This is a genomic window from Fusobacterium sp., from assembly GCF_019012925.1.
Taxonomy (GTDB): domain Bacteria; phylum Fusobacteriota; class Fusobacteriia; order Fusobacteriales; family Fusobacteriaceae; genus Fusobacterium_A.
Genome location: NZ_JAGIRL010000049.1, coordinates 1 through 16,592 on the forward strand (window position 1 = coordinate 1; position 16,592 = coordinate 16,592).

Here is a 16,592-nt window from a genome sequence, read left to right on the forward strand (position 1 = left end):
ACTACAACAGCAGCTATCTCTAAAGTACTAGCAGACTTAGGACTAGCTCAAAGAGTTGACTTTGAAAACATCGACGTAGCACCAGAAGAGAGAGAAAGAGGAATAACTATCAACACAGCTCACATAGAGTATGAAACAGCAAACAGACACTATGCGCACGTTGACTGTCCAGGACACGCGGACTACGTTAAAAACATGATCACAGGAGCAGCTCAAATGGACGGAGCAATCCTAGTTGTATCAGCAGCAGATGGACCAATGCCTCAAACAAGAGAGCACATCTTACTATCTAGACAGGTTGGAGTACCTTACATCGTAGTATACTTAAACAAATCAGATATGGTAGATGACGCTGAGTTACTAGAATTAGTAGAAATGGAAGTAAGAGAGTTATTAACTGAGTACGGATTCCCAGGAGATGACATCCCTGTAATAGCTGGATCTTCATTAGGAGCATTAAATGGAGAGCAACAATGGGTAGACAAAATCATGGAATTAATGAACGCAGTAGATGAGTATATCCCAACTCCAGAAAGAGCAGTAGATCAACCATTCTTAATGCCAATAGAAGATGTATTCACAATCACAGGAAGAGGAACAGTTGTAACTGGAAGAGTAGAAAGAGGAATCATCAAAGTTGGAGAAGAAGTTGAAATAGTAGGAATAAAACCAACTACAAAAACAACTTGTACAGGAGTAGAGATGTTCAGAAAACTACTTGACCAAGGACAAGCAGGAGACAACATCGGAGCATTATTAAGAGGAACTAAGAAAGAAGACGTAGAAAGAGGACAAGTTCTAGCTAAGCCAGGATCAATCACTCCACATACAAACTTCAGATCAGAAGTATACGTATTAACTAAAGAAGAGGGAGGAAGACATACTCCATTCTTCTCAGGATACAGACCACAATTCTACTTCAGAACAACTGACATAACTGGAGCAATCACATTACCAGAAGGAGTAGAAATGGTAATGCCAGGAGACAACATCGAAATGAGAGTTGAATTAATCCACGCGATCGCAATGGAAACAGGATTAAGATTCGCTATCAGAGAAGGTGGAAGAACAGTAGCTTCAGGAGTAGTTGCTGAAATTCTTAAATAATAAATTACCTGAATAGGGTATTTTGAAGAGGAGCAGATACCTGCTCCTCTTTTTTTATCAAGGAGAGGGTATGGAATTTTTTATAAATTTGTTTACCAAAATTTCTTTAATGGGAATTTTTATCTCTTTTGCAGCTTTTTTTCTTGGTATAAAATTTCCTGATTGGGATTTTAAAATGAAATTAAGACATAGAAGTATACTTACTCATAGTCCCTTAATTTTATTGATATTTATAAGAGTCTATGAGCAGGATAAAAATATAAACTTTAGATATTTTTTGATGGGATTTTCATTGGCATTAGCTCTTCACTTTATATTTGACCTATTTCCAAAAGGTTGGGGTGGAGGGGCATTAATAAAAATCCCTATTTTAAAAATAAGTTGTAATCCAAAAATAAGTAAGATGATATTATTTTTCTCTGCAGTTATTAGTATTCTTGTAGCAATATGCTATACAGAGAACTTAGCAGAATTTTATTACCTATTTTTTTTAGGAGTAGTAACAATTTTAAAAGATACTATTAAAGAGAATAAACTGTTTAGACCGTTAATTTCATTCACAGTTTTTGCGATTGGAATAGCTTGTCTAAGACATAAAGAATTGTATTTATTGATAAGAGAGAGTGGAAAGTATATCATAGATAAAATATACATATTTTTTTAAGTAAAATAATAGCTTTTCTTGACAATATGTGAGATAAAATAATATAATTTAGAGAGAGTATAAAAATTTTGAAAGGAGAAATAGAAAACAGATGAGAGATATTAAAAATCTAGAAGCAACAGCAACAAACATAAGAAAATCAATAGTTAAAATGATTTGTGAAGCTAAATCAGGACACCCAGGAGGATCATTATCAGCAACAGATATTTTAACAGCTCTATATTTTGATGAAATGAATATAGATCCTAGCAATCCTAAAATGGAAAATAGAGATAGATTTGTTCTTTCAAAAGGGCATGCTGCTCCAGCATTATATGCAACTTTAGCTGAGAGAGGATACTTTGATAAAGAGATTCTAATGACTTTAAGACAGTATGGATCAATTTTACAAGGACACCCTGATATGAAAAAAGTTCCAGGAGTAGAGATCTCTACTGGATCATTAGGACAAGGACTATCTGTAGCTAACGGAATGGCTTTAAATGCAAAAATCTCAGATCTTTCATACAGAACTTATATAGTTTTAGGAGATGGAGAGTTACAAGAAGGTCAAGTTTGGGAAGCTGCAATGACTGCTGCTCACTTCAAATTAGATAACATCTGTGCATTTTTAGACTTTAACAATCTTCAAATTGATGGAAATGTAGATAAAGTTATGGGAGTAGAGCCTGTTGATGCAAAATGGGAAGCATTTGGTTGGAATGTAATAAAGATCGACGGTCACAATATGGAAGAGATATTAAAAGCTTTAGAAGAGGCTAAGACAGTAAAAGGTAAACCAACTATAATAATTGCTAAAACAGTAAAAGGAAAAGGAGTATCATTTATGGAAAACGTATGTGGATTCCACGGAGTAGCTCCAACAAAAGAGGAAACTGAAAAAGCATTAGCAGAATTAGGAGGGAATAATTAATGAGTAAAAAATCTACAAGACAAGCTTATGGTGAGGCTTTAGTAGAGCTAGGGCAAATAAATAAAAATGTAGTAGTTTTAGATGCAGATTTAACAAAATCAACAAAAACAAATTTATTTAAAGAAAAATTCCCAGAGAGACATTTTAACGTAGGGATAGCTGAAGCTGATTTAATAGGAACAGCAGCAGGATTAGCAACTTGTGGAAAGGTAGCTTTTGCTTCTACATTTGCTATGTTCGCAGCAGGAAGAGGATTCGAGCAAATTAGAAATACAGTTGCTTATCCAAAATTAAATGTTAAAATAGCTCCAACTCACGCTGGAATATCAGTAGGAGAAGATGGAGGATCACACCAATCAGTAGAGGATATAGCATTAATGAGATCTATTCCAGGAATGGTAGTATTATCTCCAGCAGATGCAGTAGAGACTAAAAAAATGGTGTTTGCAGTAGCTGAATATAATGGACCTGTTTATATAAGAATGGGAAGATTAGACGTTGAGACAATTTTTGATGAAGCAACATATGATTTCCAAATAGGAATTGCTAATACATTGAGAGAGGGAACAGATGTAACTATTGCATCTACTGGATTAATGACAGCTGAAGCTTTAAAAGCTGCAGAGATATTAGCAGAAGAGGGAATATCAGTTAGAGTAATTAATGTTGGAACAATCAAACCACTTGATGGAGAGACTATATTAAAAGCAGCTCAAGAGACTAAATTCATAATAACTGCTGAGGAGCACTCAGTAATTGGTGGATTAGGATCAGCTGTATCAGAATTTCTATCTGAAGTACACCCAACAAAAGTTAAAAAACTTGGAATCTATGACAAGTTTGGACAAAGTGGAAAAGCTAATGAATTATTAGAGAAATATGAGTTAACAGCAGCTAAATTAGTAGCAATGGTTAAAGAAAATATGTAATAAATAAGTTTGGGAGGGCTGGCATAAACTCCTTTATGGTCAGTCCTCATCTTTTTATATAAACTTTAGAATGAGGTGGCTATGAATAATTTTAATGTGATAAGAGAGGGGAAAAAAATAGTGAAAAGTGGGATTCAGATAAAAAAGGTAACATTTATTTTAAATATTTTGGCTTTTATCATCTTAAACTTTTTCTTGGCTTTTTTCATCAATACTCAAGGGATAACTCAGAAAATAGAGAGAGAGTATTTTTTTACAGCGGACTTTCAAGGAAATGTAGCGGAGATAGATAAGGAAAAAACAGAGATTGAAGTATTAAAATTAGAGGGAGTTAGACAGGTTAGATATATTTCGAAAGAGGAAGCATTCCAAAAGTTACAGTATCAATTGGATGTAGCTATACCTAGAGGTGAAAATCCACTTTCAGATAGTCTAGTAATTTATTTTGAAAAACCTTCAGATATAGAGAAAATTCAAACTAGTTTAGAAAATAATCAAAATATTAAAGAAGTTTTTGTAGATGGAGAATTTATCAATTATAAGGGAAGGCAGTTAAAGTTTTATAGAATGATAATGGTAGGAATATTTGTAGGATGTATATTGCCTATGTTAGGAATTGTATACTACATATTCTATAGTGCTATTTCAATAGATTATATAAATAATATTGAGATAGGGAGAGATGATAACTCTAGTAAGGCTAGAGCAAGAAAGGTCAATTTGCTTCCGTTTACAGCTAGTTCAGTAATAGGAACTTTAATATTTTTTAATGTATATAGTTATTTTAGAAAAAATCTGCTTTTGATCAGTAGCAAATATCTATTGTTAGGATTGAAAGAGATATTTGTAATTCAATTTGTTATTATTTTTATTATAAATCTTTTAATCTGGTTAAAACCTATAAAGATTGGGGTGTTAAAGTGGATAGAAGATGGCAAAAAGTAATTTTATTTTTAATGGTGGCAACTCTTAGTTTTTCAGATACATTAACTGATATGGAGAAGAAGATAAAAGCCATAGACAGAGAGATTTCACAGAAAAACCAGAGGATAAAAAATATAGATGTACAGACTCAAAAATTGGAAAAACAGATCCTAGAGTTAGAGAGAGATATTTTAGAGATAGCTAAAGACAGAGAAAAGATCTTAAATGATATAAAGACAGTTTCTAAAAATATCGAATATGGTGGACAAAACCTAAATATAACCTCAAGTGAGTTAAAGAGAAAAAAACTTGAGTTTAAAGCAAAGATTATTGCTTGGAATAGATACTCTAAAGAGAGAGAAGAGAATCTAATAGAGGATACTTTGTTAAAGAAAGACTTTAAAAATCTCCTATATGGAGATTTGCAAAAGATGGAACACATTAAGAAAGTCCAAAGCAATATACAGAAAGTAAAAGCAGATATTGAAGGGGAAAAATTAAAACTTTCAAAGCTTAGAAATAAATTGGCTTTAAACTTGGAACAGATGGATAGTAAAAAAAGTCAGCATGGTAAACTAATTGATCAATTAAATAGAGAGAAAAGTGGTCATGTAAAAAGTATAAGTAAACTCCAACAAGAAAAAGAGAGAATTGAGAAGAAAATAAAAGAGATAATAGTTGCAAGAACTAAAACAGATAAAAAGATAGTGAATCAATCTCAAGCATATTCAAAATTAGGAAAAGTAATCAAACCAGTTACAGGAAATATTGTTGTAAGATTTAATCAGAAAAAACAACAAGAGGTAACAAGTAATGGAATAGAGATACAAGCTAGAATGGGATCTAAGATTAAAGCATCAGCAAAGGGAAAAGTAATATATGCAGATGTATTCCAAGGATTGGGAAATGTTGTAATGATAGATTATGGATATAATATGATAGGAGTATATGGAAACTTAATAGCAACTAAAGTTAAATTGAATCAACAGGTACAGCAAGGTGCAGAGATAGGAATTTTAGGATTATCTGTTGAGGGTAAACCAAACCTATACTATGAACTAAGATTTAATTTAAAACCTATTGACCCTGTTCCAATGTTTAAATAACTTTGGTGGAGGAATAATGAAAAAAGTTTTTATAATGTACAATATGGACAAACCAGTGGCTCAAGAGCTATATAATAAAAGTGTAGAGTATTTTAAAAAGAAGAATATAGAGATAGTGGACAAAGCTAATAAAGCTGATTTTGGAGTTGTTATTGGTGGAGATGGGACACTACTTAGAGCTTTTAGAAACTTTATATTTAAAAAAAATCTATATGTAATAGCTATTAATGCTGGAAGTCTAGGTTTTTTAACCGAGATAAAAAAAGAGAAGATGCTTGAAGAGTATGATAATTTTTTAAATGGAAAATTCAAGTATGAGAAGAGACATATATTGGAAGTGGAGCTTGATGGACAGATATACTATGCTCTAAATGAGGTAGTTATCTCAAAAGCTGGAATTACCTCTAGAGTATTGAGAGTAAATTTTAAAACAAATGGAGAGTATATGTGTACCTATAAAGGAGATGGAGTAATTGTAGCCACTCCAACAGGTTCAACTGCTTATTCAATGTCAGCAGGTGGACCCATTCTAAAATCTGATATGAAGGCTATTGTAATAACTCCAATAGCTCCACACAATCTTAATACAAGACCTATCGTAATAGGTTGGAATGAGAGGATTGAGATGAAGATTGAAGATGAGAAGAGAATGGGACAATTGATAATTGATGGTCAAACAAATAAGAAAATTGGAAGTATGGAAAGTATAAGAATGGAGTATTCTAAGTATACTTTAAATTTAGTTATTCCAAGGGATAGAAATTATTATAGTGTACTTAGAGAAAAATTGAAATGGGGAGATAATCTGTGTTAAGAGAGCTCAAAATAGAAAATTTAGCTATAATAGAGAAACTTGATTTAGAATTTGAAGATGGATTTATTGTTCTTACAGGAGAGACAGGGGCAGGAAAATCAATTATATTGAGTGGTATAAATCTTTTGATAGGAGAGAAGGCTACTACTGATATGATTAGAAGTGGAGAGAAGACTCTATCTGCTCAAGGTGTTTTTGAGATCAATGATGAACAGAGAGAGGAACTTATAGAAAAATTTGCAATTGATGCTGAAGATAACGAAGTGATAGTGAGAAGAACCTTAGATATAAATGGTAAGGGAAAAGTCTTTGTAAATGGGATAAGAGTTTCTCTTACAAATCTAAGAGAGATAATGGGATCTTTGGTAGATATAGTAGGTCAGCACTCTCATCAAATGCTTTTGAATAAGAACAACCATATAAAACTTTTGGATAAATTTTTAGGAGAGCAGGGAAAAGAGCTATTAAAAAGTAGTAATAGACTTTTTTCAAGATATAAAGAGCTAGATAATAAAATAGAGCAGATAGAAAAAAACAGAAAAGAAGCAATAGAGAAAAGAGAGTTTTATGAGTTTCAATTAGCTGAAATAGAGAAGATAAATCCTAAGAAAAATGAGGATACACTCTTAGAAGATGAGTATAAAAAACTTTTTAATGCTGGAAAGATAAAGGAGAAGATAGAAAATTCTACACTTTACTTGAGAGATGGAGAGGTTAGTGCTCTACATCTTATTCACAACTCTAAAAAAAATATAGAGGGTTTGTGTAAATATGGAAATGACTTCAGTGAACTTTTAGATAAGTTGGAAAGAGTGTATTATGAATTGGAAGATTGTGTTGACATTATGGATACTCTTGATGATGATATAGATATAGATGATAGAAGATTGCAGGAAGTAGTTGATAGACTGGATATAATCAATAAGATGAAGATAAAGTATGGAGCAACTATTGAGGAGATAATCGAATTTAAAGAGAGTATTGCACAGAAGATAAATCTATTGGAAGAGGATAGCTTTGAGATTCAAAAACTCCAAAAAGAGAGAAAAGAGATAGAGGAGAGCTATTGGGAAAATGCTCATCAACTTAGAAGATTGAGAAAAGAGAAGGCTATACAGATAGAGAAAAACCTGAAAGAGGAATTAAAATTCTTGAAGATGGGGGATGCCAAAATACATGTTGTAGTAGATGAAAGTGAAGGTATGGGAGCAAATGGAGCTGATAGTGTGGAGATCTTTATATCTACAAATATTGGTCAAGATATGAAGCCCTTATGGAAGATAGCTTCTGGTGGAGAGGTAAGTAGAATTATGTTAGCTCTAAAAGTTATATTTTCTAGAGTTGATAATGTTCCAATACTTATATTTGACGAGATAGATACAGGGGTTGGAGGAGAGACAGTTAGAAAGATAGCTGATAAATTGAGAGAGATAGGAGAGCATGCCCAAGTTGTTTCTATAACACACTCACCAGCTATTGCATCTAAAGCACACCAACAGTTCTATATAAAAAAATACACTTTAGAAAATAATACTTCAACAGTTGTAACTAGATTAGATGAGCGTGGAAGAATAGAGGAGATAGCTAGAATGTTAGCTGGAGAAAATGTAACAGAAGCAGTATTCCAACATGCTGAGGAACTTTTGAAAGAGAGTAGATAGTTATGGATTTTATAGAGGAATTTTTACAAAAAACAAAGGCTGATGGAAAGATAAATTCTTCAACTTTGGTTATATATAGAAAAGATATTGAGGATTTTGATGGATTTATAGTTGGAAAAGAACTGATAGATGTAGAGACTATTGATGTAGTTAGATATATTGAAGAGTTAAAAAAGAAGTATAGTGATATGTCTGTATATAGAAAGATCAGTTCTTTGAAGAGTTTTTATAAATATCTATTAAAGGCAAAAATAATTGATGAAACTCCTATAAAAGGGATAGAGTTGTCCAATCGTGTAAAGAGATCAACACAGGCTCTAGAAAAATGGGAGTTAAAAAAAATATTAGATGTTTGTAATGAAAATTATGAGGAGAGAAGAGACTCTTTGGTAATTAGATTACTCTATGAAACAGGACTGAAGATAGGAGATATTTTAAATTTAGATAGAGAGAACTTAGAAAAATATGAGTATAAAATGATAAACCTATACTCATCAACAAAGATTGTTACTGAAAGAGTGAGTGAAAAATTAGCTGAAGATTTGAAAAAATTTTCAGAGGAAAGTTCAGTAAAAATGTATACAAACAATAATAAAATTTTTTCTGGATTAACTAGAGAGAGTTTTCGTGTGAGATTTATAAATTATGGAAAAAGAGCTGAGCTAGATAGAGATATATCCCCAAATATGATAAAGAAAATCATAGTAGAAGAGAAGATAAGAGATGAAGAGGGATTATCATTTTTAGATAGAATAAGAGAGCAGTATATGAGAATAGGAATAGGAGATGATTAGATGAAAGCAGGATTTATAGCTGTAGTTGGAAGACCAAATGTTGGAAAATCTACACTGATCAATAAGCTTGTATCAGAAAAAGTAGCAATAGTTTCTGATAAAGCTGGAACGACAAGAGATAACATTAAAGGGATTTTAAACTTTAATGACAATCAGTATATTTTTATTGATACACCAGGGATACATAAGGCTAAACACCTATTGGGAGAGTATATGACTAACTCTGCAATAAGAGTGTTAAAAGATGTAGATGTAATATTATTTGTATTAGATGGATCTCAAGAGATAAGTACAGGGGATCAATTTGTAATGGAGAAGGTAAAAGAAGCTAGAAAAACTCCAAGAATACTTGTAGTTAATAAGATAGATAAATTGAATGATGAGCAGTTAAAGGCAAAAAGAATCGAGATTGAAGAGAAATTAGGAGAGTTTGATGGTATTGTTGAGATATCAGGTCAATATGCAATAGGACTTCCTAAATTATTAGAGAAAATAGATCCATTCTTAGAAGAGGGGATAAAATACTATCCTGATGATATGTATACAGATATCTCTGTATATAAGATAATAACAGAGATTGTAAGAGAGAAGATACTATTGAGAACGAGAGATGAGATACCTCACTCAGTGGCTATTGAGATTTTAAATGTTGAGAGAAGAGAGAATGGTAAAGATAAGTTTGATATAAATATCTATGTAGAGAGAGATTCTCAAAAGGGAATCATCATAGGTAAAGGTGGAAAAATGTTAAAACAGATAGGAGAAGAGGCAAGAAAAGAGATAGAAGAGTTAATTGGAGAGCCTATTTTCTTAACACTTTGGGTAAAAGTAAAGGATGATTGGAGAAAGAAAAAACCATTCTTGAAAGAGATGGGTTATGTAGAGGAAAAATAATATCTAGGAGAGGAGAAAGAATTAGTGAATAGTATTAAAATTGAAAAAGGAATGTTGAGTAAATTTATCTCTTATTACAGACCATATAAAAAACTATTTTTTATGGATTTGTTAGTGGCAACAGTTTCAGCATTGTGTGATTTAGTATATCCTATGATAACAAGAAATGTTGTAAATGTTGTTATTCCAAATAGAGAGTTTAGATTTATAATTGTATTTGGAGTCGTATTATTAGGTATCTATCTAATAAAGATGTTATGTGCTTATTGGATGCAGTATTGGGGACATCTAGTTGGTGTTGGAATGCAAGCTGATATGAGAAGAGATGTATATGAACATCTTCAAAAATTACCAGTGAAATATTTTGATAACAATCAAACTGGAAATATTATGTCAAGAATTGTAAATGATTTACAGGATATATCAGAGTTAGCCCACCATGGACCAGAGGATCTATTTATATCTTTCTTTATGATAGTTGGTTCATTTATAGTGCTTCTAAAAATAAATGTGGCTCTAACTATGATAGTATTTTGTATACTACCAATAATAATATGGTATAGTATGTACAAGAGAAAAAAATTATTGGCATCATTTATGAAAACAAGAGTGGAAACAGGGGATATCAATGCAAAATTGCAGAATAGCATATCTGGAATAAGAGTATCAAAAGCCTTTGTAATTGATGAAGATGAGAAAGAAAGATTTGAAGAGGGAAACCAAAAATTTGTACAAGCTAAGTCATATTCATATAAGGTAATGGCAGAATATACAGCTGGAGTTGGATTTTTTACAGATTTACTAGATTACTCTGTATTGATAGTAGGAGCTATTTTTACTTATAATGGTAAGATAAATATCGGAGATTTCCTAGCTTATTTACTATATATCAAGATATTTACTCAACCTATAAAAAGATTGATAGCTTTTGTAGAACAGTATCAAAATGGTATGAGTGGATTTAAAAGATTTATGGAGATCATAGAGGTAGATAGAGAGAAAGATAGAAAGGATGCAAAAGATTTAGAGAATATATCTGGAGAGATAACTTTTGAAAATGTAAGCTTTAGCCACGAAAATAAAAAGGTTCTTGACAATATCAATTTAAATATTGCTCAAGGAAGAATGTTAGCATTAGTAGGACCTTCTGGTGGAGGAAAGACAACTCTATGTAACTTAATACCAAGATTTTATAATGTTGACAGTGGAGATATAAAGATTGATGGTAAGAGTATATATGATGTTAAGGTAGATTCATTAAGAAGAAATATTGGAATAGTTCAGCAAGATGTATTCCTATTTACAGGAACTATTAAAGAGAATATCTTGATAGGAAAAACTGATGCGACTGATGAAGAGGTAATAGAAGCAGCTAAAAAAGCTAATATACATGACTTAATTATGGAGATGCCAGAAGGGTATGATACAAATGTAGGAGAGAGAGGAACAAAACTCTCTGGAGGACAGAAACAGAGAATAGCAATAGCCAGAATTTTCTTAAAAAATCCACCAATATTAATATTGGATGAGGCTACTTCTGCATTGGATAATATTACTGAAAGACTTATTCAAAAGTCATTAGAGGAACTATGTAAGGGAAGAACTACAATTGTTGTTGCTCATAGATTATCTACAATTCAAGCAGCTGATGAGATAATTGTTTTGACAGATAACGGAATACAGGAGAGAGGAACACACAAAGAGTTATTAGAGAGCAAAGGTTTCTATTACAAATTGCATAGTATGAGCCAATTGTAAAACTTTATTTTACAAGAGAAAAAAAATATGTTATAATATTAGATATTAAATAATAGGCGATGGAGTTCGCCTTTAAGTGCGAAAGCTAATGACTCCTACTCTTTAAGGGTAGGGGTCTTTTTATTTTTAGGAGGTTACATATGCAGTATTTGATTACATTAGTTTTTTTAGTAGTATTAGCTTTTTATTCAAACTTTATTGGTAAGTTGTTTGAAAAATTGAGATTACCTTCATTGCTAGGAATGATGGCGGCAGGGCTTATAATAGGACCATATGGTTTAGATAAGATACCAGATTTAGCATTAAAAATATCACCAACTTTAAAAGATATTGCTTTGGTGACAGTTCTTTTTATAGGTGGATTGGGAATAGGTGTTGATCAGATAAAAAAAATTGGAAGACCAGCTGTTTGTTTAAGTATTATTCCAGCTACTTTAGAGGGATTTACAATAGCTTATTTAGCTACAATATTTTTAGATTTTACCTTTGTTCAAGGGGCTATTTTAGGCTTTATAATAGCAGCGGTAAGTCCAGCAGTCTTGATACCAGCAATGGTAAATCTAATTGAGAAGAAAGTTGGTCAGAAAAAATCTATTCCACAACTACTATTGGTAGGAGCTTCAGCAGATGATTCAATAGCTATAACACTATTTACCTCTTTTTTAGCTATATATTTTCAAGGGATAAATGGAGGAGATTTTAATCTGAAGTTACAGTTAATAATCCTTCCTATCTCAATAATAGTGAGTCTTTTAGTGGGAGCTTGTGTAGGGTATATTGGAAGTAAAAGTTTTTTACTTATAAAAAATATAAAGCTTAGATTAGTAACCGTGTTTTTAATTTGTTTAGGATTGAGATATATTGAAAATAGATTTCATTTTAATCTATATAACTCTCTTTTGACTATAATGTCTTTGGGATTTTTTATACGTTATTATCAAAAAGAAAAGTATAAAGAGATTCATCAAGGTATGAATAATATTTGGAAATATGGAAAAATATATCTCTTTACTTTTGTAGGAATGGCAATAAATCCAAGACTTATAGGTGGATATTTCTTTATTGGTGTAGTGATATTATTTTTCTCTCTAACAATTAGATCTATTGGAGTATTGATATCTCTAATAGGAACAGATTTAGATTATAAAGAGAGATTATTTTGTATAATAGCATATCTTCCAAAGGCAACTGTTCAGTCAGCTAAAGCTGGAATTCCTCTTCAAATGGGAGTGATAGGTGGAGAGATTATGCAGGCAATAGCGATCTTAAGTGTGTTAATAACTGCACCTTTAGGAGCTATTGGAATAAACTTGACTTATGATAGATTGATAAATAGAGATTAAAAAATGGAGTAGCTTTAAAAGTTACTCTATTTTTTATTATAGAGAATGAACTTTATATTTTTCTTGAAAGATTTTGAAAGAAAATAAAAGATTTTGAAAGAAAATATTGTTTTTATTATAAAAATGTGATAATATTGTCTTGAGGTGATAAGATGTTAAGCGTAGAGAGATATAACCTTATATTAGAGTTAATAAAGAAAAGAAAAAATATAAAATTACAAGAGATTGTTGAAGAATTAAAGATATCTGAAGCAACTGCAAGAAGAGATTTAAATTTTTTAGAAAATAAGAAAAAAATAAGAAGAATTCATGGGGGAGCAGTTTTAGTAGAAACAAAGGAAGAGGATATTGGTTATAAAAAACTGATCAATATTGAAGAAAAGGATATTATAGCAAAAAAAGTAATAGAGTATATAGAAGATGGGCAGATGATATATATTGATGCTGGAAGTACAACTGGAACCTTAATAAAATACTTAAATAATTATAAAGAGTTGAAGATAGTAACAAATAGTTTTCATCATATAAAGGAGTTATTAAAATTAAAACATAGTGAAGTGTATCTTTTGGGTGGAAAAATGAAGGAAAAAACAGGAGCTATGATTGGTGGAATAGCGGTTAATTCACTTAAAAATTTTAATTTTGATATAGCTTTTTTAGGAGCTAACGGAGTAAGTGAAGATGGATATTTTACCCCAGATCCAGATGAAGCACTTGTAAAAGTAGAGGCTATAAAAAGAGCAAAAGAAAAATTTTTCTTATGTGATCACACTAAATTTTTTAAGAAAAGTTTTATAAAGTTTGCAGAATTAAAAGATGGAAAAATAATATCTGATAAAGATATACCAGAAGATATAGGAGGAGAAAAATGATTTATACAGTAACTTTAAATCCAGCTGTTGATTATTATATAGGACTTGAAGATTTTCAAGAGGGAGGATTAAACCAAGCTAAATCTGCCTATACACTATCAGGAGGAAAGGGTATAAATGTATCCAAGGTTCTTAAAAATTTTGGAGAAGAGAGTATAAACTTAGGATTTGTAGGAGGATTTACAGGGGATTATATAAAAAATAATCTAAAATCTGAAGGAATTCAAGAAAATTTTGTAAATATAGAAGATATGACAAGAATAAATTTAAAAATAAAAACTTTGTCAAATGAAAGTGAGATAGCTGGAAAATCTCCAAATATAAGCAGTGAGAAGTACAAAGAATTTTTAAATAAGATAAAAGATATAAAATCTGGAGATATGTTGGTATTATCTGGAAGTATACCAGGTTCTCTTCCTCAAAATATATATGAGCAAATAATTTCTGAACTACCTCAAGGAGTAAAAATTATCTTAGATACTAGAGGAGAAACTTTAAAAAAGGTTTTAAAGGAAGGAGTATTTTTAGTTAAACCCAATAATCATGAATTAGAAGATTTTTTTGGAGAAAAATATACAACTGATGAAGAGATTATAGAGGCTGGGAAAAAATTATTGAAATTAGGAAGTGAAAATGTTCTAGTATCTTTGGGAAAAGATGGATCTATCCTTATAACAAAAGATGGGGTATATAGAGGAAATGTACCCAATGGGAAACTAATCAGCTCAGTAGGGGCTGGAGATTCAATGGTAGCTGGAATAATTTACGGAATTTCAACAGGAAAAACTATAGAAGAATCATATAGATATGGGATAGCTTCAGGAAGTTCGACAGCTTTCTCTCAAGGATTGACAGATTTTGAAAGTATGAAAAAACTATTAAATGAAATAGAAATAAAAAAAATTTAGGAGGTAAAAATGTTAAAAGATATGCTTATTAAAAATTGTATGAATTTAAATCTTAAAGGAAAAACAAAAGAAGAAGTCATAGATGAAATGATAGGTATGTTGATGGATAATGGTAGATTAAATGATAGAGAAGAGTATAAAAAAGAGATTTTAAAAAGAGAAGCTCAAAGCTCTACTGGACTAGAAGAGGGGATAGCTATTCCTCATGCTAAGACAAAAGCAGTGAAAATTCCAAGTATCGCCTTTGGAAGATCTTTAGAAGGTGTTGATTATGATTCTCTTGATGGAGAACCCTCAAAATTATTTTTTATGATAGCTGCTCCAGCTGATGCAACAGATTCACACATAGAAGTACTATCAAAACTTACAACTCTATTATTGGATGATAATTTAAGAGAAAATTTACTTAAGGCAGAAACAAAAGATGAGATTTTAAATTTATTATTAGACGAGGGAAAGGTTAAAGAAGAAGAGAAAGAGTATAACAATCAAAATTTTACAGTTTTGGCAGTTACAGCTTGTCCAACAGGAATAGCCCATACATATATGGCAGCAGATACCCTTATGAAAAAAGCTAAAGAGATGGGAATAGCTATTAAAGTAGAAACAAATGGTTCTACTGGAGTAAAAAATAGATTAACTGATGAAGAGATAAAAAATGCTAAAGGAATAATAGTAGCAGCAGATAAAAATGTTGAGATGGATAGATTTCATGGGAAACATGTTGAGATTGTTCCAGTTGTAGAGGGAATAAAAAATCCTGAAAAGCTTATAAAAAATGCAGTTGAACAAAAAGCAAAGATATATAAAGCTCAATCTGGAAAAACAGCAGGTAGTTCTGGAGAGAAAAAAGGATTTTACAAGCATTTAATGTCTGGTGTTTCAAATATGTTGCCTTTTGTTGTAGGTGGAGGAATATTGATAGCACTTTCATTTATGTTTGGAATAAAAGCAGCAGATCCAGCAGATCCAAGTTTTAGTCCAATAGCAACATTATTAAGTGATATTGGTGGTAAAAATGCCTTTTTCCTAATGGTGCCAGTAATGGCTGGATTTATAGGAATGAGTATAGCAGATAGACCTGGATTTGCACCAGCAATGGTAGCTGGACTTATTTCAGCAAATAATGGAGCTGGATTTTTAGGTGCATTAATTGGTGGATTTTTAGGTGGATATATAGTTCTTTTATTAAAAAAAGTACTGAGAGTTTTACCTGAAAGTTTAGAAGGATTAAAACCTGTTTTATTCTATCCCGTATTTGGAATCTTAATAACAGGAGTATTGATGTATAAAGTTATTTTAACTCCTGTAGTATTTCTTAATAATGGAATGACATCTTTCTTAGGTGGACTTGGTACAGGAAACTTAGTCTTACTTGGAGTTATTGTTGCAGGGATGATGGCTATTGATATGGGTGGACCTATCAATAAAGCAAGTTTTACATTTGGTATTGCAATGATAGCAGCTGGAAATTATTATCCTCACGCAGCAGTAATGGCTGGTGGAATGGTTCCTCCTTTAGGAATAGCTTTAGCAACAACTATATATAAAAATAGATTTACTAAAGATGAGAGAGAGGCAGGAAAAACTTGTTATATAATGGGAGCTTCATTTATAACAGAGGGTGCAATCCCATTTGCAGCAGCAGATCCAATGAGAGTTATTCCAGCGTGTGTAATAGGAGCGGGATTAGCAGGGGGATTATCAATGTTATTTAAGGTGCAATTACCAGCACCACATGGAGGATTATTTGTACTTCCAGTGATGACGAATCCAATGATGTATCTAGTGGCAGTAATAGCAGGATCAGTTGTTACGGCTTTATTATTGGGAATGTTAAAAAAACCTATAACTGAATAATTATTATTTACAAAAAGAGGATAGAAAATTCTACCCTCTTTTATT

The 16,592-nt window shown here is 31.5% G+C and carries 15 protein-coding genes and 1 riboswitch; all 15 genes read left to right on the forward strand.

Features of this window, described 5'->3' with window-relative positions; all coding sequences use genetic code 11:
• Nucleotides 1-1,107: elongation factor Tu (gene tuf, locus QZ286_RS09125; RefSeq protein ID WP_291256657.1), on the forward strand; the 1,107-nt coding region annotated here is incomplete at its 5' end.
• 70 nt (nt 1,108-1,177) lie between these two features.
• Nucleotides 1,178-1,771, forward strand: coding sequence for a hypothetical protein (locus QZ286_RS09130; protein WP_291256658.1), 594 nt, complete (start codon nt 1,178-1,180; stop codon nt 1,769-1,771).
• Between the two features lie 91 nt (nt 1,772-1,862).
• Nucleotides 1,863-2,684: a transketolase gene (locus QZ286_RS09135; RefSeq protein WP_291256659.1), complete on the forward strand. Its 822-nt coding sequence runs from the start codon at nt 1,863-1,865 to the stop codon at nt 2,682-2,684.
• Nucleotides 2,684-3,613, forward strand: coding sequence for a transketolase family protein (locus QZ286_RS09140; RefSeq protein WP_291256660.1), 930 nt, complete (start codon nt 2,684-2,686; stop codon nt 3,611-3,613). The genes QZ286_RS09135 and QZ286_RS09140 overlap by 1 nt, the downstream gene beginning before the upstream one ends.
• Before the next feature lie 81 nt (nt 3,614-3,694).
• Nucleotides 3,695-4,558, forward strand: a complete 864-nt coding sequence (locus QZ286_RS09145) for an ABC transporter permease (RefSeq protein WP_291256661.1) — start codon at nt 3,695-3,697, stop codon at nt 4,556-4,558.
• An 11-nt stretch (nt 4,559-4,569) separates the two neighbouring features.
• Nucleotides 4,570-5,643: a peptidoglycan DD-metalloendopeptidase family protein gene (locus tag QZ286_RS09150; protein WP_291256704.1), complete on the forward strand. Its 1,074-nt coding sequence runs from the start codon at nt 4,570-4,572 to the stop codon at nt 5,641-5,643.
• A gap of 16 nt (nt 5,644-5,659) precedes the next feature.
• Nucleotides 5,660-6,457 carry an NAD(+)/NADH kinase gene (locus tag QZ286_RS09155; RefSeq protein WP_291256662.1) on the forward strand — a complete coding sequence of 266 codons (798 nt, stop codon included), beginning with the start codon at nt 5,660-5,662 and terminating at the stop codon, nt 6,455-6,457.
• On the forward strand, nt 6,451-8,118 hold the full coding sequence (gene recN / locus QZ286_RS09160; RefSeq protein WP_291256663.1) for a DNA repair protein RecN: 1,668 nt from the start codon (nt 6,451-6,453) through the stop codon (nt 8,116-8,118). The genes QZ286_RS09155 and recN overlap by 7 nt, the downstream gene beginning before the upstream one ends.
• Nucleotides 8,119-8,120: 2 nt before the next feature.
• Complete coding sequence (locus QZ286_RS09165) at nt 8,121-8,912, forward strand: site-specific integrase (protein ID WP_291256664.1); 792 nt, start codon at nt 8,121-8,123, stop codon at nt 8,910-8,912.
• The gene (gene era / locus QZ286_RS09170; RefSeq protein WP_291256665.1) at nt 8,913-9,806 is read left to right on the forward strand and encodes a GTPase Era; all 894 of its coding nucleotides are present in this window, start codon (nt 8,913-8,915) and stop codon (nt 9,804-9,806) included. It begins immediately after the preceding gene.
• A gap of 51 nt (nt 9,807-9,857) precedes the next feature.
• Nucleotides 9,858-11,564: an ABC transporter ATP-binding protein gene (locus QZ286_RS09175; RefSeq protein WP_291256705.1), complete on the forward strand. Its 1,707-nt coding sequence runs from the start codon at nt 9,858-9,860 to the stop codon at nt 11,562-11,564.
• Between the two features lie 46 nt (nt 11,565-11,610).
• A riboswitch (Fluoride riboswitch) is annotated at nt 11,611-11,669 on the forward strand.
• A 35-nt stretch (nt 11,670-11,704) separates the two neighbouring features.
• Nucleotides 11,705-12,907 (forward strand): cation:proton antiporter, encoded by a 1,203-nt coding sequence (locus QZ286_RS09180; protein ID WP_291256666.1) that lies wholly within the window; start codon nt 11,705-11,707, stop codon nt 12,905-12,907.
• A 152-nt stretch (nt 12,908-13,059) separates the two neighbouring features.
• The gene (locus QZ286_RS09185; RefSeq protein WP_291256667.1) at nt 13,060-13,779 is read left to right on the forward strand and encodes a DeoR/GlpR family DNA-binding transcription regulator; all 720 of its coding nucleotides are present in this window, start codon (nt 13,060-13,062) and stop codon (nt 13,777-13,779) included.
• Nucleotides 13,776-14,687, forward strand: coding sequence for a 1-phosphofructokinase (gene pfkB / locus QZ286_RS09190; protein ID WP_291256668.1), 912 nt, complete (start codon nt 13,776-13,778; stop codon nt 14,685-14,687). Before QZ286_RS09185 ends, pfkB begins: the two co-directional genes overlap by 4 nt.
• Before the next feature lie 9 nt (nt 14,688-14,696).
• A complete protein-coding gene (locus tag QZ286_RS09195) occupies nt 14,697-16,547 on the forward strand; it encodes a fructose-specific PTS transporter subunit EIIC (RefSeq protein ID WP_291256669.1) in 1,851 nt (616 codons plus the stop codon).
• The last annotated feature ends 45 nt before the right edge of the window (nt 16,548-16,592 follow it).

Bases quoted from the DNA above. Each gene is read 5' to 3' on its own strand.
- QZ286_RS09140 (WP_291256660.1), top strand. From the start codon at position 2,684: ATGAGTAAAAAATCTACAAGACAAGCTTATGGTGAGGCTTTAGTAGAG.
- QZ286_RS09180 (WP_291256666.1), top strand. From the start codon at position 11,705: ATGCAGTATTTGATTACATTAGTTTTTTTAGTAGTATTAGCTTTTTAT.
- QZ286_RS09175 (WP_291256705.1), top strand. From the start codon at position 9,858: ATGTTGAGTAAATTTATCTCTTATTACAGACCATATAAAAAACTATTT.
- era (WP_291256665.1), top strand. From the start codon at position 8,913: ATGAAAGCAGGATTTATAGCTGTAGTTGGAAGACCAAATGTTGGAAAA.
- QZ286_RS09185 (WP_291256667.1), top strand. From the start codon at position 13,060: ATGTTAAGCGTAGAGAGATATAACCTTATATTAGAGTTAATAAAGAAA.
- QZ286_RS09155 (WP_291256662.1), top strand. From the start codon at position 5,660: ATGAAAAAAGTTTTTATAATGTACAATATGGACAAACCAGTGGCTCAA.
- QZ286_RS09130 (WP_291256658.1), top strand. From the start codon at position 1,178: ATGGAATTTTTTATAAATTTGTTTACCAAAATTTCTTTAATGGGAATT.
- QZ286_RS09150 (WP_291256704.1), top strand. From the start codon at position 4,570: ATGGTGGCAACTCTTAGTTTTTCAGATACATTAACTGATATGGAGAAG.
- pfkB (WP_291256668.1), top strand. From the start codon at position 13,776: ATGATTTATACAGTAACTTTAAATCCAGCTGTTGATTATTATATAGGA.
- QZ286_RS09135 (WP_291256659.1), top strand. From the start codon at position 1,863: ATGAGAGATATTAAAAATCTAGAAGCAACAGCAACAAACATAAGAAAA.
- QZ286_RS09165 (WP_291256664.1), top strand. From the start codon at position 8,121: ATGGATTTTATAGAGGAATTTTTACAAAAAACAAAGGCTGATGGAAAG.
- QZ286_RS09195 (WP_291256669.1), top strand. From the start codon at position 14,697: ATGTTAAAAGATATGCTTATTAAAAATTGTATGAATTTAAATCTTAAA.
- QZ286_RS09145 (WP_291256661.1), top strand. From the start codon at position 3,695: ATGAATAATTTTAATGTGATAAGAGAGGGGAAAAAAATAGTGAAAAGT.